We start from the raw sequence: 22,946 nt of genomic DNA, 5'->3' as shown, positions 1-22,946 counted from the left end.
GGATCACGCCTGCTCGCCGCGCGCCGGTCAAGCCATGCGGGCGCCGGGCTGCCGTGCCCCAAAACGGCAAGGGCCCGCGCGGCAAGCGCGGGCCCTGACTGTTTGAACGGTTGACGGCCGTGGCGGTCAGTTGGACGGCACGAAGCCGGACTCCGCGATCACGCGGCGCCACTTCTCCACCTCGGCGACGAGCCGGGCGCGCGTGGCGTCCGGGCCGCGCTGGCCGGCAGGGAACAGCGCGGTGCCAAGGTCGGAGAAGCGCTTCAGGATGGTCTCGTCCTTCAGCGCCACTTCCATCGCCTGGTAGAGGCGATCGACGATGGCAGGCGGCGTGCCCTTTGGCGCATAGAGCGCGTTCCAGACCGTCACCTCGAAGCCGGGAATGCCAGCCTCGCGCAGGGTCGGCAGATCGGGCAGCTGGGCGACCCGTTCGGTGGAGGTCACCGCATAGGCGCGGACCCGGTTGCCCTGGATCTGGGGGATCGAGCTGGTGGTCTGGTCGCACAGGGCGTCCAGCTGGCCACCGACCAGATCATTCAGGGCCGGACCCGTGCCGCGATACGGAATCTCGGTGAATTTCACGCCAAGCGCCGACTGCAGCATCATGTTGCACATGTGCGAGCCCGAGCCGACACCGGCATTGCCGAAGGTGATGTCGCGGCCGACCTTCTTCACATGGGCGAGCAGTTCGGCGATCGTGCGGGTCTCCAGCGCATTCTTGGACACCACGACGAAACCGCCCTGATTGATCAGGCCGATCGGGGCGAAGTCATTGATCGTGTCGTAGGTCAGGTTGCGATAGAGCGTGGCACCGGCCGCCAGCGCCAGATGGTGGAACAGGATGGTATAGCCATCGGGAGCGGCGCGCGCGGCACGCGCGGCACCGGTCGTGCCGCCGGCCCCGCCGACATTCTCGATGACCACGGTCTGGCCGAGCGTCTGGCCCATCGACTGGGCGACGAGCCGGGCGATGATGTCGGACGGCCCGCCTGCCGCATAGGGCACGATCATGGTGATGGGGCGGGTCGGGTAGTTCTGGGCCGCAACCGGGGCGGCGGTGATGCCGAGGGCCAGGATGCCGGCGGCGATGGAACGTCCAATCATTCGTTTCCTCCAAGCGACAAGACGGGATTGTTGTCGGGCGCTGCCGGTCCGTCGTGCCGGCAGCGTTTCATTTCAGGTCCGCCAGATAGAAGAACGCATCCGTGCGGCAGATGGAAAGACGCCATTCGACCTTCCGGCCGTCGAGATCGGCGGCGAGGCGGTCGACGAGCAGGACCGGCGACCCGGCGGCGATGCCGAGCAGCGCGGCATCCTCGTCCGGGCAGGCGATCGCCTTCAGGTGCTCGGTCGCGCCGGCGATCGTAACACCGTAGCGCTCCGCATAGAGCCCATAGAGATTGTTCGGCACCGGATCGGCGACAAGCAGGCCGGGAAAGCGCGCGGCCGGCACGGTGACCGTCTCGGTCACGGCCGGCATGCCGCCCAGCGAGCGCAGCCGGCGAATGGCCACCACCTGTTCGCCCCGCACGAGACCCAGCCGCTCGCGCGCCTCCGCGGAGGGTGCCCGTTCGGAAACGCTGACCACGTCGCTGTCGGGAAAGGCCCTGCGGCCGTCGTCGCGGCGGAGCTTGAAGAACTGGAAGAGGACCCGGTCCTCGTCGTGGGCGGCGACGAAGGTGCCCACCCCCTGCCGGCGGACCAGCAGGTGATCGGCGGTCATCGCATCGAGCGCCTTGCGGACCGTTCCCTGGCTGACACCCAGGTCGCGGGCGATCTGGAATTCGGACGGGATCAGGGCGCCGGGCGTCCATTGGCCCTCGGCAATGCGACGCACGAGGCGCTCCTGCACCTGCCGGTAGAGCGGCCGGAAATCGACCGCCCCCGCCCCGTCAGCCTGTGCCCCGGCCCTCACCGCCATGCATTCCTCCGCAGAACCCACGTTGACAGACTATCACGTCCTGTGTCTTATACAAGACTAGAAGTCTGAGGAGGAAACGCCCATGGGGGCCCCACATCTCTTGGTGCACGAAAAGAAGGACACGGTCGGTGTCGTGGTGATCGAAGGGCTGAAAGCCGGCACCGACATGCTGGCCGTCATCACCCACGACAATTCCGATTTCCGCATCACCGCGAAGCAGGACATCCCGATCGGCCACAAGGTGGCGCTGAAGGATATCAAGAAGGGCGAGACCGTCTGGAAGTACGGCCAGGACATCGGCATCGCCAAGGCGGACATCAAGAAGGGCGAGCACGCCCACGTCCACAACATCAAGACCAAGCGCTGGTGAGGCAGGAGGGGGCGGTGGAGATCCGCCCCTGTCATCCCCGCCCAAGCGACAGCGAGGAGAAGGGGATCCAGGAGCCGGAAGGCTCATCTTTCGGGAAACCTGCCGCGCCAGGCACCGTCGGGATCCACAGGGACAGCCCATGGATCCCCTTCCCCCGCCAGACGCGCGATGCTCCGCATCCCGCGTTCCGGCTCGCCGGGGATGACGGGCAGCGACGGCCGACACACAAGAGGAAAACGCCATGTCGCTCATGGTCGCCAATTTCGATCTCGTCCAGCGCAAGCTGAAGACTGTCCGCGGCCGCAAGATCGAGGCCGAAGCCTTCAAGGCCCCCGTCGTGAAGCGCCCGACGGGCCGCGCGCTCGACAGCATCATGGGCTGGCGTCGCGAGAACGGCCGTGTCGGCGTGCGCAATCACGTCCTGCTGCTGCCCCTCGATGACCTGTCGAACGCCGCCTGCGAGGCGGTGGCCAACAACATCAAGGGCACGCTCGCGATCCCCCATGCCTATGGCCGCCTGCAGTTCGGCGAGGATTTGGACGTCCACTTCCGCACCCTGATCGGCGCCGGCTCCAATCCGAATGTCGCTGCCGTGGTGGTGATCGGCATCGAGGACCAGTGGACCAAGATCGTCGTCGACGGCATCGCCAAGACCGGCAAGCCGGTGGTCGGCTTCGGCATCGAGGGCCATGGCGACATCGCGACCATCGCCAAGGCGGGTTACGTGGCCAAGGAATTCGTCCAGTGGGCGAGCGAGCTGGCGCGCGAGAAGTGCCCGATCGAGGACCTGTGGATCTCCACCAAATGCGGTGAGAGCGACACGACGACGGGCCTGTCGTCCTGCCCGACGGTCGGCAACATGTATGACAAGCTGATCCCGCGCGGCATCTACGGCGTGTTCGGCGAGACCTCGGAGATCACCGGCGCCGAGCACCTGTGCAAGGAGCGCGCGGCCACCAAGGAGGTGGGCGAGCGCTGGTACAAGATGTGGAAGGCCTATCAGGACGACGTGATCGAGGCCCACAAGACCAACGATCTCTCGGACTCGCAGCCGACCAAGGGCAACATTGCCGGCGGCCTGACCACCATCGAGGAAAAGGCCCTCGGCAACCTCGAGAAGATCGGCCGCGAGTGCCGCTACATCGACATCCTGCAGCCGGCCGAGGCGCCGGCCAAGGGACCGGGCCTCTACTACATGGACACGTCCTCGGCGGCTGCCGAATGCGTGACGCTGATGGCGGCAGGCGGCTACGTGATCCACACCTTCCCGACCGGCCAGGGCAATGTCATCGGCAACCCGATCGTGCCGGTCATCAAGATCACCGGCAATCCGAAGACGATGCGGACCATGCCCGAGCATATCGACGTCGACGTGTCTGGCGTGCTGAAGCGGACCATGACCATCCCGCAGGCGGGCGATGCGCTGATCGAGAACATCGTGCGCACCGCCAATGGCCGCATGACCGCATCGGAAGCGCTCGGCCATCGCGAGTTCTCGCTGACCAAGCTCTACCGCTCGGCGTGAACGACGGGCGGGAGCTGGCCGAACCTGTCGCGAGGGACGCGCTGCATGATGCAGTCGCGTCCTTCGGGGCTTGCGTGCCTGCCCTGGCAGTTGTGAAGGGTTGAGTCCGGGACCGCCATGACCGCGCCCTTCGCCGACCCTCTTGCCACCGGGCACCTCTCGCTTACCCCCATTCGCGAATCCGACTTTGCCGACCTCTGCCGGCTGACCGGTGATCCGGAGGTGGGCGGCAGGCTGAAACATGGCGTGCTGGACGAGCAGGCCACGCGCGCCATGCTGGCAACCTATCTGGCCACATGGGAGAGGCGCGGCTTCGGCGTCTTCGCCGTCCGTGAACGCAACGCCGGCGCCTTCGTCGGCATAGCTGGCCTGTGGGATCACGACGACGACCTCGGGATCGCGCTGCGCTATGCGGTGATGCCCGCCTTTCGCGGCAGGGGCTATGCGGGCGAGGCGGCGCGTGCCGTGCTGGCCTTCGCCGCCTCCCGCGGCATCGGGTCCGTGATCGCGGCGACGCGGGAGGACAATCAGGCCTCCCGGCACATCCTCGAAGGTCTCGGCTTCACCCTGAGCGAGGTCCGCGGCCCCGCGGACCATCGCGTCGTCCTCTACCGGAGCGGGGCCGCGGAATGACCATGAGCCTTGCGGACGCCTCGCGCCTGCGCACTCTCGCCCCCGGCCTGGCACTGGCCGGCGCGGTGGCGGTGGCCGCCGTCCTCGCCGAACCGCTGATGCGGCTGGCGACCGGTGGCCGGTTCGTTCTGCCGGTGATGGTGATCGCGCTCATCATCGGGATTGCCCTCAACGGCATGGCCGGCGGGCAACGGTTCGAGCCGGGCCTGACCTTCTCGGTGAAGAAGCTGCTGCGCTGGGCCATCGGCCTGCTCGGCCTGCGGATCGCCTTCGGCGACATCCTCGGCCTCGGCCTCGGCACGCTGGCTCTGGTGGTGGGCTCGATGGTGGCGACGATCGCCGCCGGCATCTGGCTTGCCCGGCGGCTCTCCGTCCATGACGGCTATGGCGCGCTCGCGGGCGCGGCGACCGCCGTCTGCGGGGCCTCGGCCACGCTCGCCACGACCACGGTCCTGCCGAATTATCCCGCCAAGGCCGCCGATACGGCCTTCACCGTGGTGGCGGCCAATGCCGTGTCCACCATCGTGATGCTGGCCTATCCGCCGCTGGCGCTGCTGCTTGGCTTCGACGCCACGCAGACCGGCATCTTCCTCGGCGCCACCATCCACGACATGGCCCAGGTGGTGGGTGCCGGCTATGCGGTGTCGGAACCGGTGGGCAATGCGTCTGTCGTGGTCAAGCTGTTCCGCGTGTTCCTGCTGCTGCCGGTGGTGCTGGCGATCGGCTGGTGGTTCACGCGCCAGGGCGCCCATGCCGGCGAGGCCAAGGTGCCCGTGCCGGTCTTCGCCCTGGTGTTCCTGGCGCTGGTGGCGGTCAATTCGGTGCTGCCGGCCATTCCTGCCCTGGCCGCTCCCTATGCGCTGATCAAGGGCTGGCTGGTCCATCTGTCCAATGCCGGCCTGCTGATCGCCATTGCCGCTCTCGGCCTTGGCACATCGCTGACCGCGATCCTGTCCATCGGGTGGCGCCATGTCGCCGTCTTCCTCGGCACGACGCTGGTGATCCTCGCCATCGTCACCGCCGGCCTGTTCATCATCTAGGGGGCTGCCATGGCGGACACCGCAACACCCGACATCGTCATCTGCGAGTTCATGGACCAGGCAGCGGTCGACGAACTGGCACGCGACTTCTCCGTCCACTACGACAAGGCGCTGGTCGACCGGCCGGACGAACTGGCACGCCTCGCCGCCGGCGCGCGGGCGCTGATCGTCCGCAACCGCACGCAGGTTCGCGGCGCCTTGCTGGAGGCGGGCGCGAGGCTGGAAGCCATCGGCCGGCTGGGCGTCGGGCTCGACAATATCGACCTTGCCGCCTGCAAGACGCGCGGCATCGCCGTGCTGCCGGCCACCGGCGCCAACGACATCGCGGTCGCCGAATGGGCCATCGCGACCGTCATGATGCTGCTGCGCGGCGCCTATCATGCGAGCGACGAGGTTGCGGCCGGCGCCTGGCCGCGCGAGCGGCTGATGGGCCGCGAGGTGTTCGGCAAGACGCTCGGCCTCGTCGGTTTCGGGGCCATTGCGCGCGAGACCGCCATCCGCGCCAGGGCGCTGGGCATGGCCGTGGTGGCGCATGATCCCTTCGTTGCCGCCGACGACCCGGCATGGGAGCGCATCGGCGCGCGGCCGGCCGGGCTCGACGCCCTGCTCGCCGGCTCCGATGCGGTCAGCCTCCATGTGCCGCTGACCGAGGGCACGAAGAACCTCATGGATACCGCCCGCCTCGCCGCCATGAAGCCGGGCGCCGTGCTGGTCAATGCCGCGCGCGGCGGGGTGATCGACGAGGCGGCGCTCGCCGCCGCCCTCAAGGCCGGAACGCTTGCCGGCGCCGCGCTCGACGTGTTCGAGACCGAGCCGCTGAAGGCGGGAACGGCGCTGGCCGGTTGCCCGAACCTCATTCTTACCCCCCACATTGCCGGCGTGACGGCCGAGAGCAACGTGCGCGTCTCCTCGGTGACCGCAGCCAATGTCCGTCGGGTCCTGAAGGAGAACCGCCCATGACCACCACACCGCTGGTTGAGGCGCGCGCCTGGGTCGCCGGCATCTTCGCCCGCAATGGCGCATCGGATGCGGCCGCCGCCTCGGTTGCGCGCGCGCTGGTCGGCGCCGAGGCCGAAGGGCTGAAGGGCCACGGCCTGTCGCGCATCCCGACCTATCTCGCCATGCTCAAGGCGAACAAGATCGACGGCCGCGCCGTGCCGACCGCTTCGCGCGTCCGCGCCGCGACGCTGATGGTCGATGCCGCCAACGGCTTTGCCTATCCGGCCATTGATCTGGTCGCGGAGACGCTGCCGCGGATTGCCGCCGAGACCGGCATCGCCGCCGCGGCGATTGCCCGCTCCAACCATGCAGGCGCACTTGGCGCCCATGTCGAGCGTCTCGCCGAGGCCGGGCTGGTGACGCTGTTCTTCGCCAATACACCCGAGGCCATCGCGCCGGCCGGCGGCACGAAGGCGGTATTCGGCACCAACCCCATCGCCTTTGCCTGCCCCCTGCCCGGCCGGGCGCCGATCGTGGTGGATCTGGCGCTGTCCGCCGTGGCGCGGGGCAACATCGTCGCCGCGAAGCAGAAGGGCGAGACGATCCCGGAGGGCTGGGCCCTGGACGCCGAAGGCCGGCCGACCACCGATCCGGATGCGGCGCTGAAGGGCACCATGGTGGCGCTCGGGGGCGCCAAGGGCGCGACGCTCGCGCTCATGGTGGAGGTGCTGGCGGCGGCGCTGACCGGCGCGCATCTCGCCTTCGAGGCCTCCTCCTTCCTCGACGACAAGGGGCCGCCGCCCAATACCGGCCAGATGATCATCGCCGTGGACCCTGCCGGCTTTGGCCATGGCGCGTTTGGTCCCCGCATCACGGCCCTTGCGGGGGCCATCGAGGCACAGGCCGGCACGCGCCTGCCGGGCGAGCGGCGCAGGCAGTTGCGCCAGAAGGCGGAGACCGAGGGGCTCGTTCTGCCTGCAACGCTGGTCGAGGCTCACGGGGCGCCCTGAGCCGATCGCCTTGGCTCGGAACGGGTGCCGGGCCAGCATGGCTGGCCAAGCGCGGCTGCTGCGCCGACACCCATCTTGCTCCGGGAAGGGCCAGCGGCTAGGCGAGTGCGGGATCGGCCCGCGGGCCAGGAGGATCGTCCATGTCCGTCGCCAACGGCCGTCAGCTGCTCGCCATCCCGGGCCCCACCAACATTCCCGACCGCGTGCTGCAGGCGATGATCCGCCCGGCGGAGGAAATCTATTCCGGCCCGATGGTGCAGCTGACCGACAGCCTGATCGCCGACCTTCAGCGCATTTTTCGCACGCGCGCGCGCACGTATATTTACGCCGCCAACGGCCATGGCGGCTGGGAGGCAGCGATCTCCAACGTGCTGTCGCGCGGCGACAAGGTGCTGGTGGTGGCGAGCGGCCGCTTCGCCATCGGCTGGGGGCAGATGGCCGGCTTCATGGGTGCCGATGTCGAGGTGATGGACGGCTCCTGGCGCGCGAGCATCGACCCCGCCGCCCTGGAGGACCGGCTGCGCCGCGACACCGGCCATGCCATCAAGGCGGTCCTGATGGTTCAGATCGACACGGCCTCGGGCGTTGCCAATGACATCAGGGCGATGCGCAAGGCGATCGACGCGGCGGGCCACCCTGCCCTGTTCATGGTGGACTGCGTGGCCTCGCTGGCCTGCATGCCCTTCGAGATGGACGCCTGGGGCGTCGACGTCGCCATGTCCGCCTCGCAGAAGGGCCTGATGACCCCTCCGGGCCTTGCCTTCGTCGCGGCCAACGACAAGGCCCACAAGGCGCACCAGAGCGCCGACATGAAGACGCTCTACTGGGACTGGACCGCCCGGCAGGGCGAGCAGCACTATATGAAATATTGCGGCACGCCGCCGGAGCACCTCCTGTTCGGCCTGCGCGCCGCGCTCGACATGATCATGGACGAGGGCCTCGACGCGGTCTGGCGGCGCCATGCGCTGCTGGCCGCGGCCACCCATGCCGCCATCGGCAAATGGGCCGAGGGGCAGGTCCTGTCCTGCAACGTCATCGACCCGGCGCACCGGGCCTGTTCGGTCACGCCGGTGGTGGTGACCGGTGCCGATGCCGAGGCCATTTCGGCCTACACGCAGACCATCTGCGGCGTGACGCTGGGCTCGGCCATCGGCGATCTCTCGGGCCGGGCGTTCCGCATCGCCCATATGGGCCATGTCAACGCGCCCATGGTGATCGGCTCCCTGTCTGCCGTCGAGATGGCGCTGCGCGGCCTCGGCATTCCCCATGGCGAGGGCGGCGTTGCGGCCGCGATCGCCTCGCTGTCGGAAGGGGCCGGGCTGCCGGTGGGGCCGGCCATCCACGAACTGCCCGCGGACGACCTGTCGGCCCCGACCGCGCCGGTGTGAACGCTAGGCGTCCAGGGCTGCAAAGGCCTCGGCGCGCTCGATCAGGCGACGGGCGGCGTTGACGGTCGGCACCTCGACGAGGTGCCCATCGATCTCGCACGGAATTCCGGCACGGCGCGCGGCCTCGAACGCGGCAACCCGTCGGCGCGCCTCGGCGACCTCGCCGGCTCCCGGCGTGAGGATGCGATTGACCAGCGCGACCTGCTCGAAAGCCACGATCGACTTTGCCCGGAACCCGCGCCGGCGTGCCCAGAGCAGGTCTGTTTCCGCCTCGTCGAGGCCGGAAAACGTGAACGGGCAGTCGATGGCCACCGCTCCAGCCGCGACGCATTCGATGAGGAACCGCTCCCGGACTGCGGCAAGCTCGCTGCCCTCGGCGCTACGCTCGGCCCCCAGATCGGCGGCCATGTCCTCCGAGGCGACGAGGGCTGCGGTGATGCGGGAACTTGCGGACAGGATCTGGCCTGCCCGCACCAGGCCTGCCGCCGTCTCGATGTTCGGCACGATCTCGGTGGAGCCGACAGGCAGCCCGAACGAGCGTTCGTGGTCACCGATGGCCTGGTCCAGGGCCGCCACCTGATCGGCCGAGGCGACCTTGGACATCATCACGATATCGGGCGCGCCCGCCATGACACCTGCAAGGTCGTCGCGGCCGCAGGTCTCGAACGGATTGATGCGGACGGCCGCGAGCGCGCCCGCCTCGCGCCAGCGGGCAAAGACCGCCGGCGCCAGGCCGCGTGCCCCGGCCCTCATGTCCGGTGGCGTGAAGTCTTCCAGTTCCTGGATCAGGACGTCGGCACCGATCGCGCCGGCAGCCTCCAGCCGGGGACCGTCGGCACCGGCGACAAACAGCCAGGACCGGCGCAGCGCCGGCGGACGGCGCGGCGCCACTCCGCTCACGTCAGCTCACCTTGACGACGAGTTTGCCGAAGTTCTTGCCCTTCAGCAGGCCGATGAAGGCCTCCGGCGCCTTGTCGAGGCCCTCGACCACATCCTCGCGGTACTTGACCTTTCCGTCCCTGATCCACTGGCTCATGTCGCGGAAGAAATCCTTCGACTGATCGGCGAAGTCGCGGACGATGAAGCCGCGGAAGGTCAGGCGCTTGGTCAGGATGTCGCGCAGCATGAGCGGCATGCGGTCCGGCCCGTCGGGCAGCGAGGTCGCATTGTACTGGGCGATGACGCCGCAGACCGGGATGCGCGCGAAGAAGTTGAGCAGCGGGAAGACGGCGTCGAAGACATGGCCCCCGACATTCTCGAAATAGACGTCGATGCCATCCGGGCAGGCCGCCTTCAGATCCTGCGCGAAGGTCGGCGAGCGGTGGTCGAGACCGACATCGAAGCCGAACTCCTCCGTCAGCGCCTTTGCCTTGTCGGGGCCACCGGCGATGCCGACAGCCCGTGCCCCCTTGATCTTCGCGATCTGGCCGACCGCCGAGCCGACCGGGCCGGTTGCGGCAGCCACCACCACGGTCTCGCCGGGCTTTGGCTGGCCGATGGTGAGGAGGCCGGTATAGGCCGTCATCCCCGGCATGCCGAGGACGCCGACGGCCGTTGAGATCGGTGCCGCTGTCGGGTCAATCTTGCGCAGCGCCGAGGCGTCGGCGATGGCATGGCTCTGCCAGCCGGAATGCGAGAGCACGATGTCGCCGGGGCGAAAGCGCTCGCTGTTCGACACCAGCACCTCGCCCACCGTGCCACCCTCCATGACCCCGCCAACAGGCACCGGAGCGGCATAGGACTTGGCGTCGTTCATGCGGCCGCGCATATAGGGATCGAGCGAGAGATAGCGGATCTTCAGCAGGACCTGATCCGGACCCGGCTCGCCGATGGGCGTGTCCGCGATGGTGAAATTGGCTGGGGTCGGCTCGCCATGCGGGCGGCTGGCAAGCTGGATCTGGCGGCTCGTGGTCATGCGGCTCTCCCCATGCGGCGCAGTCGCCGCTCCCGGCCCATAGGTAGGCGGCAAGGCCAGCCACGGCAACCGACCGAAGGGCGGGGGCATAAGCAGAGCGCCGCATGGCGCCAGCCAGGCCAGCCCATAAGATGGCCCGGGCGGCCAGCACCCGACACAAGAGCGGAAGCGGCGGCCCGGGGGGCCCAAGGGTTGGAAGGATCAGGCGACAGCCTGCCACCGCGCGTCAATCCGATGCCGTTCTTCGGCCTTGCCGGCGGCTTCTGGACGCGGCCGGGATTTCATGCGGGCTGGCTGCTTGCCGTCTCGCTGCTGGTTCTGGTGGTGACCAATGTCGGCGTGCAGGTTCTGCTCAACCGGTGGAATGCGACATTCTTCAATGCCCTCGAACAGCGCCGGGCGGCAGACCTGATCGCCGGCATCTGGCTGCTTCTGGCCCTGGCGCTGGCGGCGGCGGTTGTCGCGGCGCTGACAATCTGGGCGCGCATGCGCCTGCAGGTCGGATGGCGCGGCTGGCTCACCGGCGCACTGATCGCCCGCTGGCTGGGGGAGCGGCGCTTCCTCTCCCTTCCGCAGACCGCGCCCCATGTCGATTCGCCCGAGTTCCGCATCGCCGAGGACGTGCGCATGGCCATCGACCCGATGGTCGAACTCGCGGTCGGGCTGGTGAACGCACTGCTGTCGGCCGCAGCCTTCGTCGCCATCCTGTGGGTGGTGGGCGGGGCGATCACCCTGCCCGTCGGTGGCGGCATCACCATCCCCGGCTTCATGGTCTGGGTGGCGGTGGCCTATGCGCTGGCAACGTCCGGAACGATTGCCCTCCTCGGCCGCCCCCTGATCCGCGACATCGAGCGCAAGAACGCGGCCGAGGCGGCACTGCGGGCCGACATGGTGACGGCCCGCGAGAATGCCGCGACAATCGCGAAAGAGCAGGCCGAGCCCGCCCATGCCCGCAGGCTGGACGGACGTCTGGGCAAGGTCGTGGGCGCCTGGCAGACGATTGCCGCCCGGCTCGGCCAGTTGACCGTGCTGATCAACCTGAATGTCACGCTGATGCCGCTCGTGCCGCTGATGGCCTGCGCGCCGCTCTATCTGTCCGACCGGATGAGCCTCGGTTCGCTCATGCAGATCGCCGCGGCCTTCGTGCAGGCGCAGTTTGCGTTCAACTGGTTCTTCGACAATTTCATCCGCATCGCGGACTGGGCCGCCTCGGCCGGCCGTGTCGTTGGCCTCGAACAGGCCTTCGCCCATCTCGACGGCAAGGGGGCAAGGGATGGCTCACAGATGCCGTCCGCAGATGCGCATGCCCTGCCCCTGCCTGTCGCCGCCGGGGTGCCACGAACGATGCCGCGGCCGCTCTCGGGTCCTACCAACTGAGCCGCGCGAACGATCCGTTTCAATTCAAGCACTTCGGAGAAATATTTCGAAAGTTCTTGGAACTATTTGAGGCATGGGCGAATTATTTTCCTACCGGGCTTGACGGACGCGAGGGAAGGCCTCATCCTGACGGAACCATCGTCGTGACTGCGCTGCGCCGCCTTCGTTCGTTTCGTACTTCAGGCGTCGACAACCGGATTTCCGGTGCGACAAGACCGTCTGATCCGCCCGGCGCGCGGTTCGTGACTTCAAGACTGGAGGACGCCTCGACAGGCGATTCCGGTAAGTTTGAAAGACCCCTTTCTTGACATCCTCGTCCTTTTCCGCGCTCGGCCTTGCCGAGCCGCTTCTGCGTTCGCTTGCCGATGCCGGCTACTCGACGCCCACCCCCATCCAGGCCAAGGCCATTCCGCATCTTCTCGACGACCATGACCTGGTCGGCATCGCCCAGACGGGCACGGGCAAGACCGCGGCCTTCGCCCTGCCCATCCTCCAGCACCTGGCCGAGGATCTGGAGCGGACGCCGTCCAAGTGCGTGCGCGCACTCATCCTGGCGCCGACCCGCGAGCTTGCCCTGCAGATCTTCGACAGCGTGCAGAAGCTTTCCGCGCATATGAAGCTGCGCAATGCGGTCATCTTCGGCGGCGTTGGCCAGAACCCGCAGGTTCAGGCGCTTGCCCGCGGTGTCGACGTGCTCGTGGCGACGCCCGGCCGTCTGCTCGATCTCATGGGCCAGGGCGCGGTCAGGCTCGACCGGGTCACCCATCTCGTCCTCGACGAGGCGGACCGCATGCTCGACATGGGCTTCATCCATGACGTCAAGCGGATCGTCGGCAAGCTGCCCGAGCAGCGCCAGTCCCTGCTGTTCTCGGCCACCATGCCGAAGGAAGTCGCCAAGCTCGCCCGCGACATGCTCTGGGAGCCGATGCGCGTCGAGGTCACGCCCGAGATCGTCACGGTCGAGGCCATCGAGCAGCATGTGTTCCATGTCCAGGCGCCCCAGAAGCGCGCGCTTCTGGAACAGCTCCTGAAGGACCCCAAGCTCAGCCGCGTGGTGGTGTTCACCCGCACCAAGCACGGCGCCAACCGCCTGGCCGGCCAGCTCGCCAAGGCCGGGGTCTCCGCCGACGCCATCCACGGCAACAAGAGCCAGAACGCCCGCCAGAAGGCTCTGGCCTCGTTCAAGGCCGGCGACTGCCGCGTGCTGGTCGCCACCGACCTGTTCGCCCGCGGCATTGACGTGGCGGAAGTGACCCATGTGGTCAATTTCGAGCTGCCGAACGAGCCGGAGAGCTACGTCCACCGGATCGGCCGGACCGGCCGCGCCGGACGCACCGGCATCGCCTATGCCTTCTGTGACCCCAGCGAGCGCAGCCAGCTCGCCGCCATCGAGCGGCTGACGCGCGTGCGCCTGGCCGTTGCGGGATCTCCGATCAGGGCACCGCAGGAGGGGGAGCATCCCCTGCCGCCGGTGCGTGACCAGCGTCCGCAGTCCCGGCGACGGGCTGCATGACATCCCACCACCGCCGAACATGAGGAGCATTCCATGGCGACCGGGACCGTTAAGTGGTTCAACCCCCAGAAGGGCTACGGCTTCATCCAGCCGTCCGATGGCGGAAAGGACATCTTCGTCCACATCTCCGCTGTCCAGCGCGCTGGCCTGAACGACCTGCGCGAGGGCGAACAGGTGAGCTACGAGCTCGCCACCGACCGTCGCACCGGCAAGCAGTCCGCGGACCAGCTGAAGCTCGCCTGATCCATCCGCCTCGGCGGGGGATCCTTTGACCATGCACGGGCTTGTCAGTGCACCGTCGCGGTTGCACTGGCGAGACCGGCGCCGATCTGCTCGAGGACGACGATCTCCGGATCCTCGTCCCCGGGCGACGGCGACACCGACAGAATGATGACGCCCGGCCTGCGGGCGGCAACGAATTTGGCCACCACCTGCGCCTGCTCGAAGGTGTCGAGGTAGTGGACGTCCTCGGCGACCATGCGTGCGCCGCGCTGGATGAAGGGCACCACGGCATAGTTGGTGCGTGCGACCCGCCGCCTGACTGCTGGATGTGACCGGGGCATGGCGCCCTCCCGATTGCGCGCCCCAAACATGGCACGCCCGGGCCGCCACGGGATCGGTCATTCTCCCCACGTGTTCTCGCTTAAGGAAAAGACCGGGGGCGCGGGCGGCGCTCCTGCACCGGAATCGTGTGCCCTGCGAGGCTCGCCATGGACTGGCGTCGGGCTCGCCTGCATCGGGCTTGCTGCGTCCTTCGCGGCTCGCTTCGCTCGCACCTCAGGATGAGGAAGTGTGTTGCATCGGCCCTTAGCGCGAGTCGACCGTCGCGGTTCGGCCAACGGCCGTGCCGTTCACCGCCCTCCTCATCCTGAGGTGCGAGCGAAGCGAGCCTCGAAGGACGCAGGACGCCGGATGCATCCGACAACTGGCGACGAAGGGCCCACGGACCTTGCACCCACGGTCCCGTTGCAACGCAGCCAGGGGCGGGACCCGTCCGCCCCTATGGGTCACATCCCTGCCCCGTCCCTCACATCGAGTGGCGCTGTCTCCACTCGCGCATCGCGCCCGCGTCACGCGGGGTGATGTCCGGATAGTCGGGGTCGGCGGTGGCGGGATCGAAATATTTCCAGGACCGCGCGCATTTGGTGCCAGCGGCCCGCGCCGGAACCACGGCGACGCCGCGCACCTCGTCGGTGCGGAAGGCGCCGGCAGGCCCCTCCCCCGCCACCACGCTGGCGCCCGAGGTGATGGCAACCTCCGCAAGGTCGATGCCCTCGAGCGCGGCCATCAGGTCGGCATCGTCGATATGGACGACCGGCGATGCCTCCAGCGAGGAGCCCATGCGCTTGGCCGCGCGCTCGACCTCCAGCGCACCGGTCACCACGCGGCGCACCTTGCGGATCTTCTCCCAGCGCGCGTCCAGAGCCGGGTCGAGCCAGTCCTCCGGCACAGACGCCAGCGGCTGCATGTGGACGCTGGTATCGCGGCCGTAGCGGTCCCACCAGGCTTCCTCGGTGGTGAAGGACAGGATCGGGGCCAGCCATGTCGACACGGCCCGGAAGACCTCCTCGATCACCGCCAGAGTCGCCTTGCGCTCGGGCGAGGAGACCGGATCGCAATAGAGCCGGTCCTTGCGGATGTCGAAATAGAAGGCGGAGAGATCGACATTCATGAACTGGGTGAGGGCCGCGAAGACCTTCTTGTAGTCATAGGTGCGGTAGGCCTCTCGGACGACCGGTGCGAGTTCGGCCAGCCGGTGCAGCATCAGCCGTTCCAGCTCCGGCAGCGCCTCGCGGGCCGGCAGCGGCGTGCCGTCGTGGTGGGCGAGCGCGCCGAGCATCCAGCGGATCGTGTTGCGCAGCTTGCGATAGGTGTCCGACGTGGTCTGCAGGATCTCCTTGCCGATCCGCAGATCGTCCGAATAGTCGGAGGCTGCCACCCACAGGCGCAGGATGTCGGCGCCAGACTGCTTGATGACGTCCTGCGGCGCGACCGTGTTGCCAAGCGACTTCGACATCTTGCGGCCCTCGCCGTCGAGGACGAAGCCGTGGGTCAGAACGACGTCATAGGGCGCGCGGCCGCGCGTGCCGCAGCTTTCCAGCAGCGAGGAATGGAACCAGCCGCGGTGCTGGTCGGAGCCCTCCAGATACATGACGGTATCCGTGCCGCCGTCGACCTTGCGCTTCAGGCCCTCGAAATTCGGGAAGTCCTGCGGGCTCTCAAGGGTGAAGGCATGGGTGGAGCCGGAATCGAACCAGACGTCGAGCACGTCGTCGACCTTGTCATAGTCGGCCGCCGGATATTTCGGCCCAAGGAACCGCTCCTTCGCGCCCTCCCTGAACCAGGCGTCGGCGCCCTCCTGCCGGAACGCCTCGATGATGCGTAGATTGACGGTCTCGTCCTTCAGCACCTCGCCGGTGTCGCGATGCACGAAGACGGCGATGGGCACGCCCCAGGCGCGCTGGCGCGACACCACCCAGTCCGGGCGGTTCTCGATCATGCCGCGGATGCGGTTCTCGCCCGATTCCGGCACCCATTCGGTCTCCGAGATCGCCTTCAGCGCGCGCTGCCGCAACGTGGTGCCATCGGCATAGGGGCGATCCATGGCGATGAACCATTGCGGCGTGTTGCGGAAGATCACCGGCTTCTTGGAGCGCCAGGAATGCGGGTACTGGTGCTTCAGCCGGCCGCGCGCGACGAGGGCGCCGGCTGTGACCAGCGCATCGATCACGGTCTGGTTGGCATCGCCCTTGTCGCCCTTGTCGGTGATGACCTGCCGGCCCTCGAAGCCGGGGGCCTCCTTGGTGAAGCGGCCGTCGCCATCGACCGTGTAGGGGATGGCCGTGTCGATGCCGCGCCCGGCCAGTTTTCGGCCGCTCGCCATCCAGATGTCGAAGTCCTCGCGACCATGGCCGGGTGCTGTGTGGACGAAGCCGGTGCCCGTCTCGTCGGTGACGTGGTCGCCGTCGAGCAGGGGAACCTCGAAGTCGTAGCCGAGACCGTGAAGGGGGTGAGCGCACACGGTCTCCGCCAGCATGCGCACCGGCACATCGAACAGCCGCTCATAGCCGGTGACCTTGGCGGCCCTGAACACATCGGCCGCCACCTTGTCAGCCAGAATGTAGTGGTCGCCGACGGCAGCCCAATTGTTCTCCGGCGCGTCTGTGACGCGGTAGATGCCGTAGGCGATGCGTGAAGAGAAGGAGATGGCGCGATTGCCGGGGATCGTCCACGGCGTTGTGGTCCAGATGACGACGTCTGCCTTTGCATAGGCTTCATACATCGCGCGGTGGCGTTCGAAGTCAGCTTCCGTCCAGGGATCGCCCGGCTTTTCCGGCCCAAGTCCGAACTCGATCTTGGGAAAACGGACCCATACCATGTCGCTGGTATGGTCATGATACTCGACCTCGGCCTCGGCCAGTGCGGTCTTCTCCACCACGCTCCACATGACCGGCTTCGAGCCGCGGTAAAGCTGCCCGGACTCCGCGAATTTCATGATCTCCTCGGCGATCACCGCCTCGGCATGGAAGGTCATGGTCTGATACGGATTGGCCCAGTCGCCGACGACGCCGAGGCGCTGGAACTCCTCGCGCTGGACATTCAGCCAGCGGGTGGCAAAGGCACGGCATTCCTGGCGGAACTCGACGACCGGCACGTCGTCCTTGTTCTTGCCCTTGGCCCGGTATTCCTCCTCGATCTTCCATTCGATCGGCAGGCCGTGGCAGTCCCAGCCGGGCACGTAGTCTGAGTCGAATCCCAGCATCTGCTGCGACTTCGTCACCAGGTCCTTCAGGATCTTGTTGAGCGCGTGGCCGATATGCAGGTGGCCGTTGGCATAGGGCGGGCCGTCGTGGAGGACGAAGCGCGCCCTGCCCTTCGCCTGCCGTCGCAGCTTGCCGTAGAGGTCCATCTCCTCCCAGCTTTTCAGGATCTGCGGCTCCTTCTCCGGCAGGCCGGCGCGCATGGGAAACGCCGTGTCGGGCAGGAGCAGGGTCTTCGAGTAGTCGAACGCGTCGGACGCGTCGGATGGGGCTCTGGCGGTCTTGACGGAGTCGGACATGGGACTGTTCGGCCGTAGGCGGCGGAAGGGCCGCGGATTTCGGGTCGGGTGGAGCAGAACCCCGGACCTCCGGGCGCGCGAGAGGCCGCGCGGCCTTCAGGAGGCCGGGCCGGTAATTCGCGCGACAATGCGGACAGAAAAGCGCATGCCGCCGTCATAAGCGCTGGCGCGCCGGGCGGCAAGGGCTGCGAGGAGCCGGCTGCGAGGAACCGGCTGCGATCAGCGCGCGCCGAGCGCGGCGATGAAGGCCTCCAGATCGGCTTCGGCCAGCGGCCCGGCAGAGGGCAACGCGTCGCGCGCGAAGGCCGCCAGCGCCGTCCGGTCACTCACCTCCAGGGAGGCAACCAGCCGCGGGGTGCTCTCGCGCAGCGCGCGGGCGATGCGCGTGGCCGAGCCGGGGTGAAACCGCCGCTCGCGGATCAGACCGAGGGCACCGATGATGCTGTCGGTCACCTGCCGGCGCAGGTCGTCGAAGTCCACCCGCGCTCGGTCCGTCAGCCGCTCCGGCGGCAGGTTGCGAAAGTGGCTGGCGCCCCACTCGAGCAGGACGATGGAGCAGCGCAGGGTGAAGTCCATGCCCGTCGCGATCTCCGGCTGGAACAGCGCGAGGTTGCCGGCGGCTGCCGGATCGTTGAAACCGCGGGTCCGGAAGGTGACGTAGCGGGCCACGACCTGGCCGCCAGTGACACAGAACGGAGCGAGGGCCAGGACGCGCTCTCGGTCGAAGGTCTGGTCCGGCGCGACGATCCGACGGTCCCACAGGCTCTGGAGGATCGGCCAGGCCTCCCTGTCGGACAGGCGTGGCAGGGTGCCGTTGCGCTCGGCTTCGGCCGACAGTTGCATGAAGCGGCTGATGGCCTCCTGCAGGACCCGCGGGTCGGGCCCGGCGGCCGGTCGGGCTGCGACCGCGGTCGCAAACGCTGGCATGACGGTGACAAGGGCGGCAAGCAGCAGCATCGGCAGGCGGGTCATGGCTGGCCTCGTTCCGGACAGGGGGAAAAAATCGACGCGTGACTGGATGGAATGCGGCCCTCACGGCGCGGTCAGAACCGTCACGAAAGCCTCGAAATCGGCGCTGGCGGACGTGCCGGCATAGGGCAGCGTCTGGCGGACCACGCCGGCGATCTCCTCACGCTCCTCGGCGGGAAAGGCGGCGATGAAGCGGGGCGCGCTCTCACAGAGGGCGACGGCCAGTCGGCCGACCGAGCCGCCCCGCAGATACCCTTCGCGGACCATGTGCAGCACGGCCGAGAGGTTGCGGAACGCGGACTGGCGCAGGTCCTGGAAGTCGACGTTCACGCCGTCGTTCATCTGCTCCGGCGGCATCTGCCGGACAATCCCAGCGATGCCCGCCATCAGGACGGCGTCGCAGCGCAGCCAGAATTCGACCCCTGTCGCAATTTCCGGCTGGTAGAGGAGCGCATTGCCCGGCTTGGCAAGATCGGGATGGCCGCGCGAGCGGAAGGTGAGGTAGTCGAAGACGATCTGGCCGGCCTTGACGCACAGGGGCGAGAGCGCATCGAGTTCGTCCTTCGCGAAGGTTCGGCCCGGAGCGACAAGACGCGGGTCCAGGATGGCGTGAAAGGCTGCCTGCGCCACCGGATCGGACAGGCGCGGAAGCGTTCCGCGCTCCTGCGCCGCCATGACCAGTTCGCTGACAACTGTCACGGCCTTGCGGACGGCGGCGGGCTCAAGCGGAATGGGTGGGTGCGGAACCTCTGCCGCGACAGGTGAAACAACCATCGCGACGGCAATCAGGACATGCCGGAAGCAGGACATGAAGAGAGGCCTCGCGAGCGCCGATCGGCTGATGAACCTATGATTGTTCCGCCATGTTTCCGGGATATGTTGACAAATTCCGCCAAAATGCCGGGTCACAGAACGGCGACACGATCCTGAAACATGACCGGCTCAGGGGATGCGCCCGTCGTCCAGCCACCGGATCACCCCCTGACGATGCCACGCCTGATCGCCCGTCTCCTCGCCGCGGCCCTGCCACTGGCGCCTCTGGCCGCCACCGCCCAGCAGAGCCCGAACGCCCTTCCCCCGGCCATGCACGGCACCTGGGGCTACGAGCCACGCTCCTGCACGGACGAGACCGATGACGGGCGGGTGAAGGTCGAGCCCCGCGCCGTCGAGTTCTTCGCGGCGGCCTGCCGTTTCACCCGGATCCGGACGGGACCGGACAATGCGCTGACGGCGAGCGGCCGCTGCCGGGGCGAGGGAGAGACAGGGGTTGACCAGGGCGCGATCCGCTTCAGGCAGGTGAGCCGCGACCGGCTCGAGATCTCGCTTCAGGGCTCGACCCACGTCTATCAGCGGTGCGAGCGTGCGCTGCCGGTGCGATGACGCCGGCCGCAGGCCTCTGCGCCAAGGAAACGCCATGGCGGGCCCAGAAAAAGCAGAGACGCTGCCGCGGCATGGTGGCGAAACAGGCGCGGATCACGGAGTGCATCCGTTCCTCGTGCACGGTGCCCCCATGATCCGCCTCGCCCTTGTCGCCTTCATCCTGTCCACCGCGACAGCCGGCGCCACGCCCGCCGTGCCCGCTTCCGCCATGCCGGACGACGTCCTCGGCACCTGGGGCCGGGACGAAGCAGCCTGCACAGACCCGGCCAGCGATGGCCGCATGAAGGTGGAGCGCCGGTCGGTGCAGATGTTCGACGCCACCTGCACCTTCGACCGCATCCGGATCATTGCCGACGGGATTTTCGAGGGCCGAGGCCCCTGCGTCGCGGCAAGAGGCGGGCGCCGCTATCGCGGCGGCGTGTCGCTCATGGGCCTTGGCGACCGCATGATGGTCCGCTTTCCCGACAGGCGCGAGAGCCCGACCTATCACCGCTGCGCGCAGGCGCTGCCGGTGCGCTGAGCCACGGAGCGTCAGCGCCCGGCGACCGTATCGGCGAAAAACTCAAGGTCCGCGCGGGCCAGCGGTTCGGCCCGTGCGGCCGCCTGCCGGGCGAGCGCGACCAGCGCATCGCGCTCGGCCTGCGGCAGCATGCCCGCGACGCGCCCGGCGCTTTCGCGAAAGGCCACCGCCATCCGGTCGAGTGCCTCGCCCGCCAGCGCCCCGGCGCCGATCGCCCTCAACGGCATGTTGAACTGGTCCAGCAACTGGGCGCGCAGATGCCCCCAGGACTGGCGCGCCTCGTCATAGGCGATTCCGGGCAGATAGCGTGCGGCCAGAGCGGTATGGGCCTGAAGAAGGCCAGCCGCGCAGCGGATGGCAAAATCGACACCCTCCAGGATCTCCAGCCAGTAGCGCTGGTCCGGCGGGCGGCTCGCGGCGGCGGCCGTCTCGTCGGCATCGAAATAGCGCACCAGCACCATCTGCCCGTAGGAGCAGATGCGCCGCAGCCTCTCGGTGTCGAAGGCGTCGAACGGACGGCCGGTCTCCAGCGCGACGCCGTTCCAGACGCCCAGAAGCACGGCCCGGCCGCGATCGGTGGACAGCCGCGGCAGCGCATCATCGGCGGATTCGCGGGCCATCCGGTCGAAGGCCGCGTAGGCCTCCCCGGCAGGCCGGTCATCGATGGGCGCGGCCGACGCCGGTGCGCCGCAGCCGAGGGCGGCGGCAACAAACAGCGTCGGCAGCAGGCGCCTCATTCTGCAGCCTCGGCATAGGGCGCCGGCCGGGTCCAGCGCAGGACGGGCGAACGGGCGGCGCGCGTCTCGTCGAGACGGCGGCGCGGAGCATGGTAGGGAGCGCCCTTGAACCGATCCACCTCGCCCCGCTTCGCACTCATGGCAAGGTCTCGCAGCGTGGCGATGAACAGGTCGAGGGAGGCCTTGGATTCCGATTCCGTCGGCTCGATCAGCATGGCGCCGTGGACGACCAGCGGAAAATACATGGTCATCGGGTGATAGCCCTCGTCGATCATCGCCTTGGCGAAATCGAGCGTCGACACGCCCGTATTCTTCAGCCAGTCGTCGTCGAACAGCGCCTCGTGCATGCAGGGCTGGTTGCCGAACGGCAGGCTCATCAGGTCCGACAGCGAGGCGCGGATATAGTTGGCGTTGAGCACGGCATCTTCCGACGCCTGCCTCATGCCGTCCGCGCCGTGGGAGAGCATGTAGGCCATGGCGCGGGTGAACATGCCCATCTGGCCATGGAAGGCCGACATGCGGCCGAAAGGCTGCTCGCCCTTGTCGAGCTTTCCGCCCTCCTCGACCAGCGAGAAGCCCTTGCCGACCCGCACGAAGGGATAGGGCACGAAGGCCGCGAGCCGCCCGGAGAGCACAACGGGGCCTGCGCCGGGCCCGCCGCCGCCATGGGGCGTGGAGAAGGTCTTGTGCAGGTTGATGTGCATGGCATCGACGCCGAGGTCGCCCGGCCGCGACTTGCCGACGATCGCGTTGAAGTTGGCGCCGTCGCAGTAGAAATAGGCGCCGGCATCGTGGATCGCCTTCGCGATCTCGACGATTTCCTTCTCGAAGATGCCGCAGGTGTTGGGGTTGGTCAGCATGATGGCCGCAACATCGGGGCCGAGCGCAGCCTTGACGTCCGACACATGAACAGTGCCGTCGGCATTGGCCGGGACCGATTTCACCTCGAAGCCGATGAGGGCAGCGGTTGCCGGATTGGTGCCGTGGGCGGATTCAGGCACCAGAACCACCTTCCGGTGGCCTTCGCCCTTGGCCTCGAGGGCCGCCTTGATCGCCATCATGCCGGCAAGCTCGCCATGGGCGCCGGCCTTGGGGCTCATGGCCACCGCCGGCATGCCGGTGAGCTCCTTCAGGTAGTGCGCCAGCGTGTCGATCAGTTGCAGCGCGCCCTGAACGGTGGAGACCGGCTGGAGCGGGTGGATGTCGCCGAAGCCGGGCAGGCGCGCCATCTTCTCGTTGAGGCGGGCATTGTGCTTCATCGTGCAGGAGCCGAGCGGGAACAGCCCGGTATCGATGCCGAAATTCTTCGAGGACAGGCGCACATAGTGGCGCATGGTCTCAGGCTCGGTCAGGCCGGGCAGGCCGATGGGCGCGGTCCGCGCCAGCTTGCCGAGGCGCGACTTCGCCTTTTTCGGCGCCGGGATGTCCACGCCGGTGACTTCTGGCCGGCCGATCTCGAAGATCAGCGGCTCCTCGATCTGCAGCGCCTTGTTGCCGGTGAAGGTCGGATGGGCGGCGGCGGTTCTGGCGTCACCGGCGGTGGTGGGACGGCCCTGGGTGTTCATGGACATCAGTTCGACCTTTTCATGATCTCTGGAAGTGCGCGACGCAGTTGATTAGCGTCAGCGAAATCAAACGCCGTTCCGAAT

The 22,946-nt window shown here is 68.2% G+C and carries 22 protein-coding genes; 12 read left to right on the top strand and 10 right to left on the bottom strand.

Annotation, left to right across the window (positions count from 1 at the left end; genetic code table 11):
• Positions 1-126 precede the first annotated feature (126 nt).
• Both ACTIFS_RS08435 and ACTIFS_RS08430 read right to left on the bottom strand, forming a co-directional pair.
• Complete coding sequence (locus ACTIFS_RS08435; RefSeq protein ID WP_439573633.1) at positions 127-1,104, bottom strand: tripartite tricarboxylate transporter substrate-binding protein; 978 nt, start codon at positions 1,102-1,104, stop codon at positions 127-129.
• 67 nt (positions 1,105-1,171) lie between these two features.
• A complete protein-coding gene (locus ACTIFS_RS08430) occupies positions 1,172-1,921 on the bottom strand; it encodes a GntR family transcriptional regulator (protein WP_439573632.1) in 750 nt (249 codons plus the stop codon).
• An 82-nt stretch (positions 1,922-2,003) separates the two neighbouring features.
• Between ACTIFS_RS08430 and ACTIFS_RS08425 the strand changes: the two genes are divergently transcribed.
• The 7 genes from ACTIFS_RS08425 (at position 2,004) to ACTIFS_RS08395 (ending at position 8,826) form a co-directional block, all read left to right on the top strand.
• Positions 2,004-2,291, top strand: coding sequence for a UxaA family hydrolase (locus ACTIFS_RS08425; protein ID WP_439573631.1), 288 nt, complete (start codon positions 2,004-2,006; stop codon positions 2,289-2,291).
• Between the two features lie 373 nt (positions 2,292-2,664).
• A complete protein-coding gene (locus ACTIFS_RS08420) occupies positions 2,665-3,816 on the top strand; it encodes a UxaA family hydrolase (RefSeq protein WP_439573904.1) in 1,152 nt (383 codons plus the stop codon).
• A 117-nt stretch (positions 3,817-3,933) separates the two neighbouring features.
• On the top strand, positions 3,934-4,449 hold the full coding sequence (locus tag ACTIFS_RS08415; protein ID WP_439573630.1) for a GNAT family N-acetyltransferase: 516 nt from the start codon (positions 3,934-3,936) through the stop codon (positions 4,447-4,449).
• Positions 4,446-5,489 carry a YeiH family protein gene (locus ACTIFS_RS08410; protein WP_439573629.1) on the top strand — a complete coding sequence of 348 codons (1,044 nt, stop codon included), beginning with the start codon at positions 4,446-4,448 and terminating at the stop codon, positions 5,487-5,489. Before ACTIFS_RS08415 ends, ACTIFS_RS08410 begins: the two co-directional genes overlap by 4 nt.
• 9 nt (positions 5,490-5,498) lie before the next feature.
• Complete coding sequence (locus ACTIFS_RS08405; protein ID WP_439573628.1) at positions 5,499-6,449, top strand: hydroxyacid dehydrogenase; 951 nt, start codon at positions 5,499-5,501, stop codon at positions 6,447-6,449.
• Entirely contained in the window at positions 6,446-7,438 is a 993-nt protein-coding gene (locus ACTIFS_RS08400; protein WP_439573627.1) for an Ldh family oxidoreductase, read from the top strand. Before ACTIFS_RS08405 ends, ACTIFS_RS08400 begins: the two co-directional genes overlap by 4 nt.
• Positions 7,439-7,578: 140 nt before the next feature.
• Positions 7,579-8,826: a pyridoxal-phosphate-dependent aminotransferase family protein gene (locus tag ACTIFS_RS08395; RefSeq protein ID WP_439573626.1), complete on the top strand. Its 1,248-nt coding sequence runs from the start codon at positions 7,579-7,581 to the stop codon at positions 8,824-8,826.
• Positions 8,827-8,829: 3 nt separating this feature from the next.
• Here the strand turns inward: ACTIFS_RS08395 and ACTIFS_RS08390 are convergent, their stop codons facing one another.
• Complete coding sequence (locus tag ACTIFS_RS08390; protein WP_439573625.1) at positions 8,830-9,726, bottom strand: HpcH/HpaI aldolase/citrate lyase family protein; 897 nt, start codon at positions 9,724-9,726, stop codon at positions 8,830-8,832.
• A 1-nt stretch (position 9,727) separates the two neighbouring features.
• Positions 9,728-10,741: an NADP-dependent oxidoreductase gene (locus tag ACTIFS_RS08385; RefSeq protein ID WP_439573624.1), complete on the bottom strand. Its 1,014-nt coding sequence runs from the start codon at positions 10,739-10,741 to the stop codon at positions 9,728-9,730.
• Between the two features lie 192 nt (positions 10,742-10,933).
• Between ACTIFS_RS08385 and ACTIFS_RS08380 the strand changes: the two genes are divergently transcribed.
• The 3 genes from ACTIFS_RS08380 (at position 10,934) to ACTIFS_RS08370 (ending at position 13,874) form a co-directional block, all read left to right on the top strand.
• On the top strand, positions 10,934-12,118 hold the full coding sequence (locus tag ACTIFS_RS08380; protein WP_439573623.1) for an SbmA/BacA-like family transporter: 1,185 nt from the start codon (positions 10,934-10,936) through the stop codon (positions 12,116-12,118).
• 304 nt (positions 12,119-12,422) lie between these two features.
• On the top strand, positions 12,423-13,631 hold the full coding sequence (locus ACTIFS_RS08375) for a DEAD/DEAH box helicase (protein WP_439573622.1): 1,209 nt from the start codon (positions 12,423-12,425) through the stop codon (positions 13,629-13,631).
• Between the two features lie 33 nt (positions 13,632-13,664).
• Positions 13,665-13,874, top strand: coding sequence for a cold-shock protein (locus ACTIFS_RS08370; protein ID WP_296571147.1), 210 nt, complete (start codon positions 13,665-13,667; stop codon positions 13,872-13,874).
• A 44-nt stretch (positions 13,875-13,918) separates the two neighbouring features.
• Here ACTIFS_RS08370 and ACTIFS_RS08365 read toward each other — a convergent pair whose 3' ends face one another.
• The 4 genes from ACTIFS_RS08365 to ACTIFS_RS08350 form a co-directional block, all read right to left on the bottom strand.
• Positions 13,919-14,194, bottom strand: coding sequence for a hypothetical protein (locus ACTIFS_RS08365; RefSeq protein ID WP_439573621.1), 276 nt, complete (start codon positions 14,192-14,194; stop codon positions 13,919-13,921).
• Between the two features lie 464 nt (positions 14,195-14,658).
• Positions 14,659-17,691 carry an isoleucine--tRNA ligase gene (gene ileS, locus ACTIFS_RS08360; protein WP_439573620.1) on the bottom strand — a complete coding sequence of 1,011 codons (3,033 nt, stop codon included), beginning with the start codon at positions 17,689-17,691 and terminating at the stop codon, positions 14,659-14,661.
• 219 nt (positions 17,692-17,910) lie between these two features.
• Entirely contained in the window at positions 17,911-18,663 is a 753-nt protein-coding gene (locus ACTIFS_RS08355; protein ID WP_439573619.1) for a hypothetical protein, read from the bottom strand.
• Between the two features lie 60 nt (positions 18,664-18,723).
• The gene (locus tag ACTIFS_RS08350; RefSeq protein ID WP_439573618.1) at positions 18,724-19,359 is read right to left on the bottom strand and encodes a hypothetical protein; all 636 of its coding nucleotides are present in this window, start codon (positions 19,357-19,359) and stop codon (positions 18,724-18,726) included.
• Between the two features lie 234 nt (positions 19,360-19,593).
• On the opposite strand from ACTIFS_RS08350, the gene ACTIFS_RS08345 reads away from it, so the two are divergent.
• Positions 19,594-20,040: a hypothetical protein gene (locus tag ACTIFS_RS08345; RefSeq protein ID WP_439573617.1), complete on the top strand. Its 447-nt coding sequence runs from the start codon at positions 19,594-19,596 to the stop codon at positions 20,038-20,040.
• A gap of 130 nt (positions 20,041-20,170) precedes the next feature.
• The gene (locus ACTIFS_RS08340; protein ID WP_439573616.1) at positions 20,171-20,560 is read left to right on the top strand and encodes a hypothetical protein; all 390 of its coding nucleotides are present in this window, start codon (positions 20,171-20,173) and stop codon (positions 20,558-20,560) included.
• An 11-nt stretch (positions 20,561-20,571) separates the two neighbouring features.
• Here the strand turns inward: ACTIFS_RS08340 and ACTIFS_RS08335 are convergent, their stop codons facing one another.
• Positions 20,572-21,297, bottom strand: a complete 726-nt coding sequence (locus ACTIFS_RS08335) for a hypothetical protein (RefSeq protein ID WP_439573615.1) — start codon at positions 21,295-21,297, stop codon at positions 20,572-20,574.
• Entirely contained in the window at positions 21,294-22,868 is a 1,575-nt protein-coding gene (gene gcvPB, locus ACTIFS_RS08330; protein WP_439573614.1) for an aminomethyl-transferring glycine dehydrogenase subunit GcvPB, read from the bottom strand. The genes ACTIFS_RS08335 and gcvPB overlap by 4 nt, the downstream gene beginning before the upstream one ends.
• Positions 22,869-22,946 lie beyond the last annotated feature (78 nt).

The organism is Phreatobacter sp. (assembly GCF_051860605.1).
Lineage (GTDB): Bacteria > Pseudomonadota > Alphaproteobacteria > Rhizobiales > Phreatobacteraceae > Phreatobacter.
This window is presented reverse-complemented; position numbering and strand designations above follow the sequence as displayed.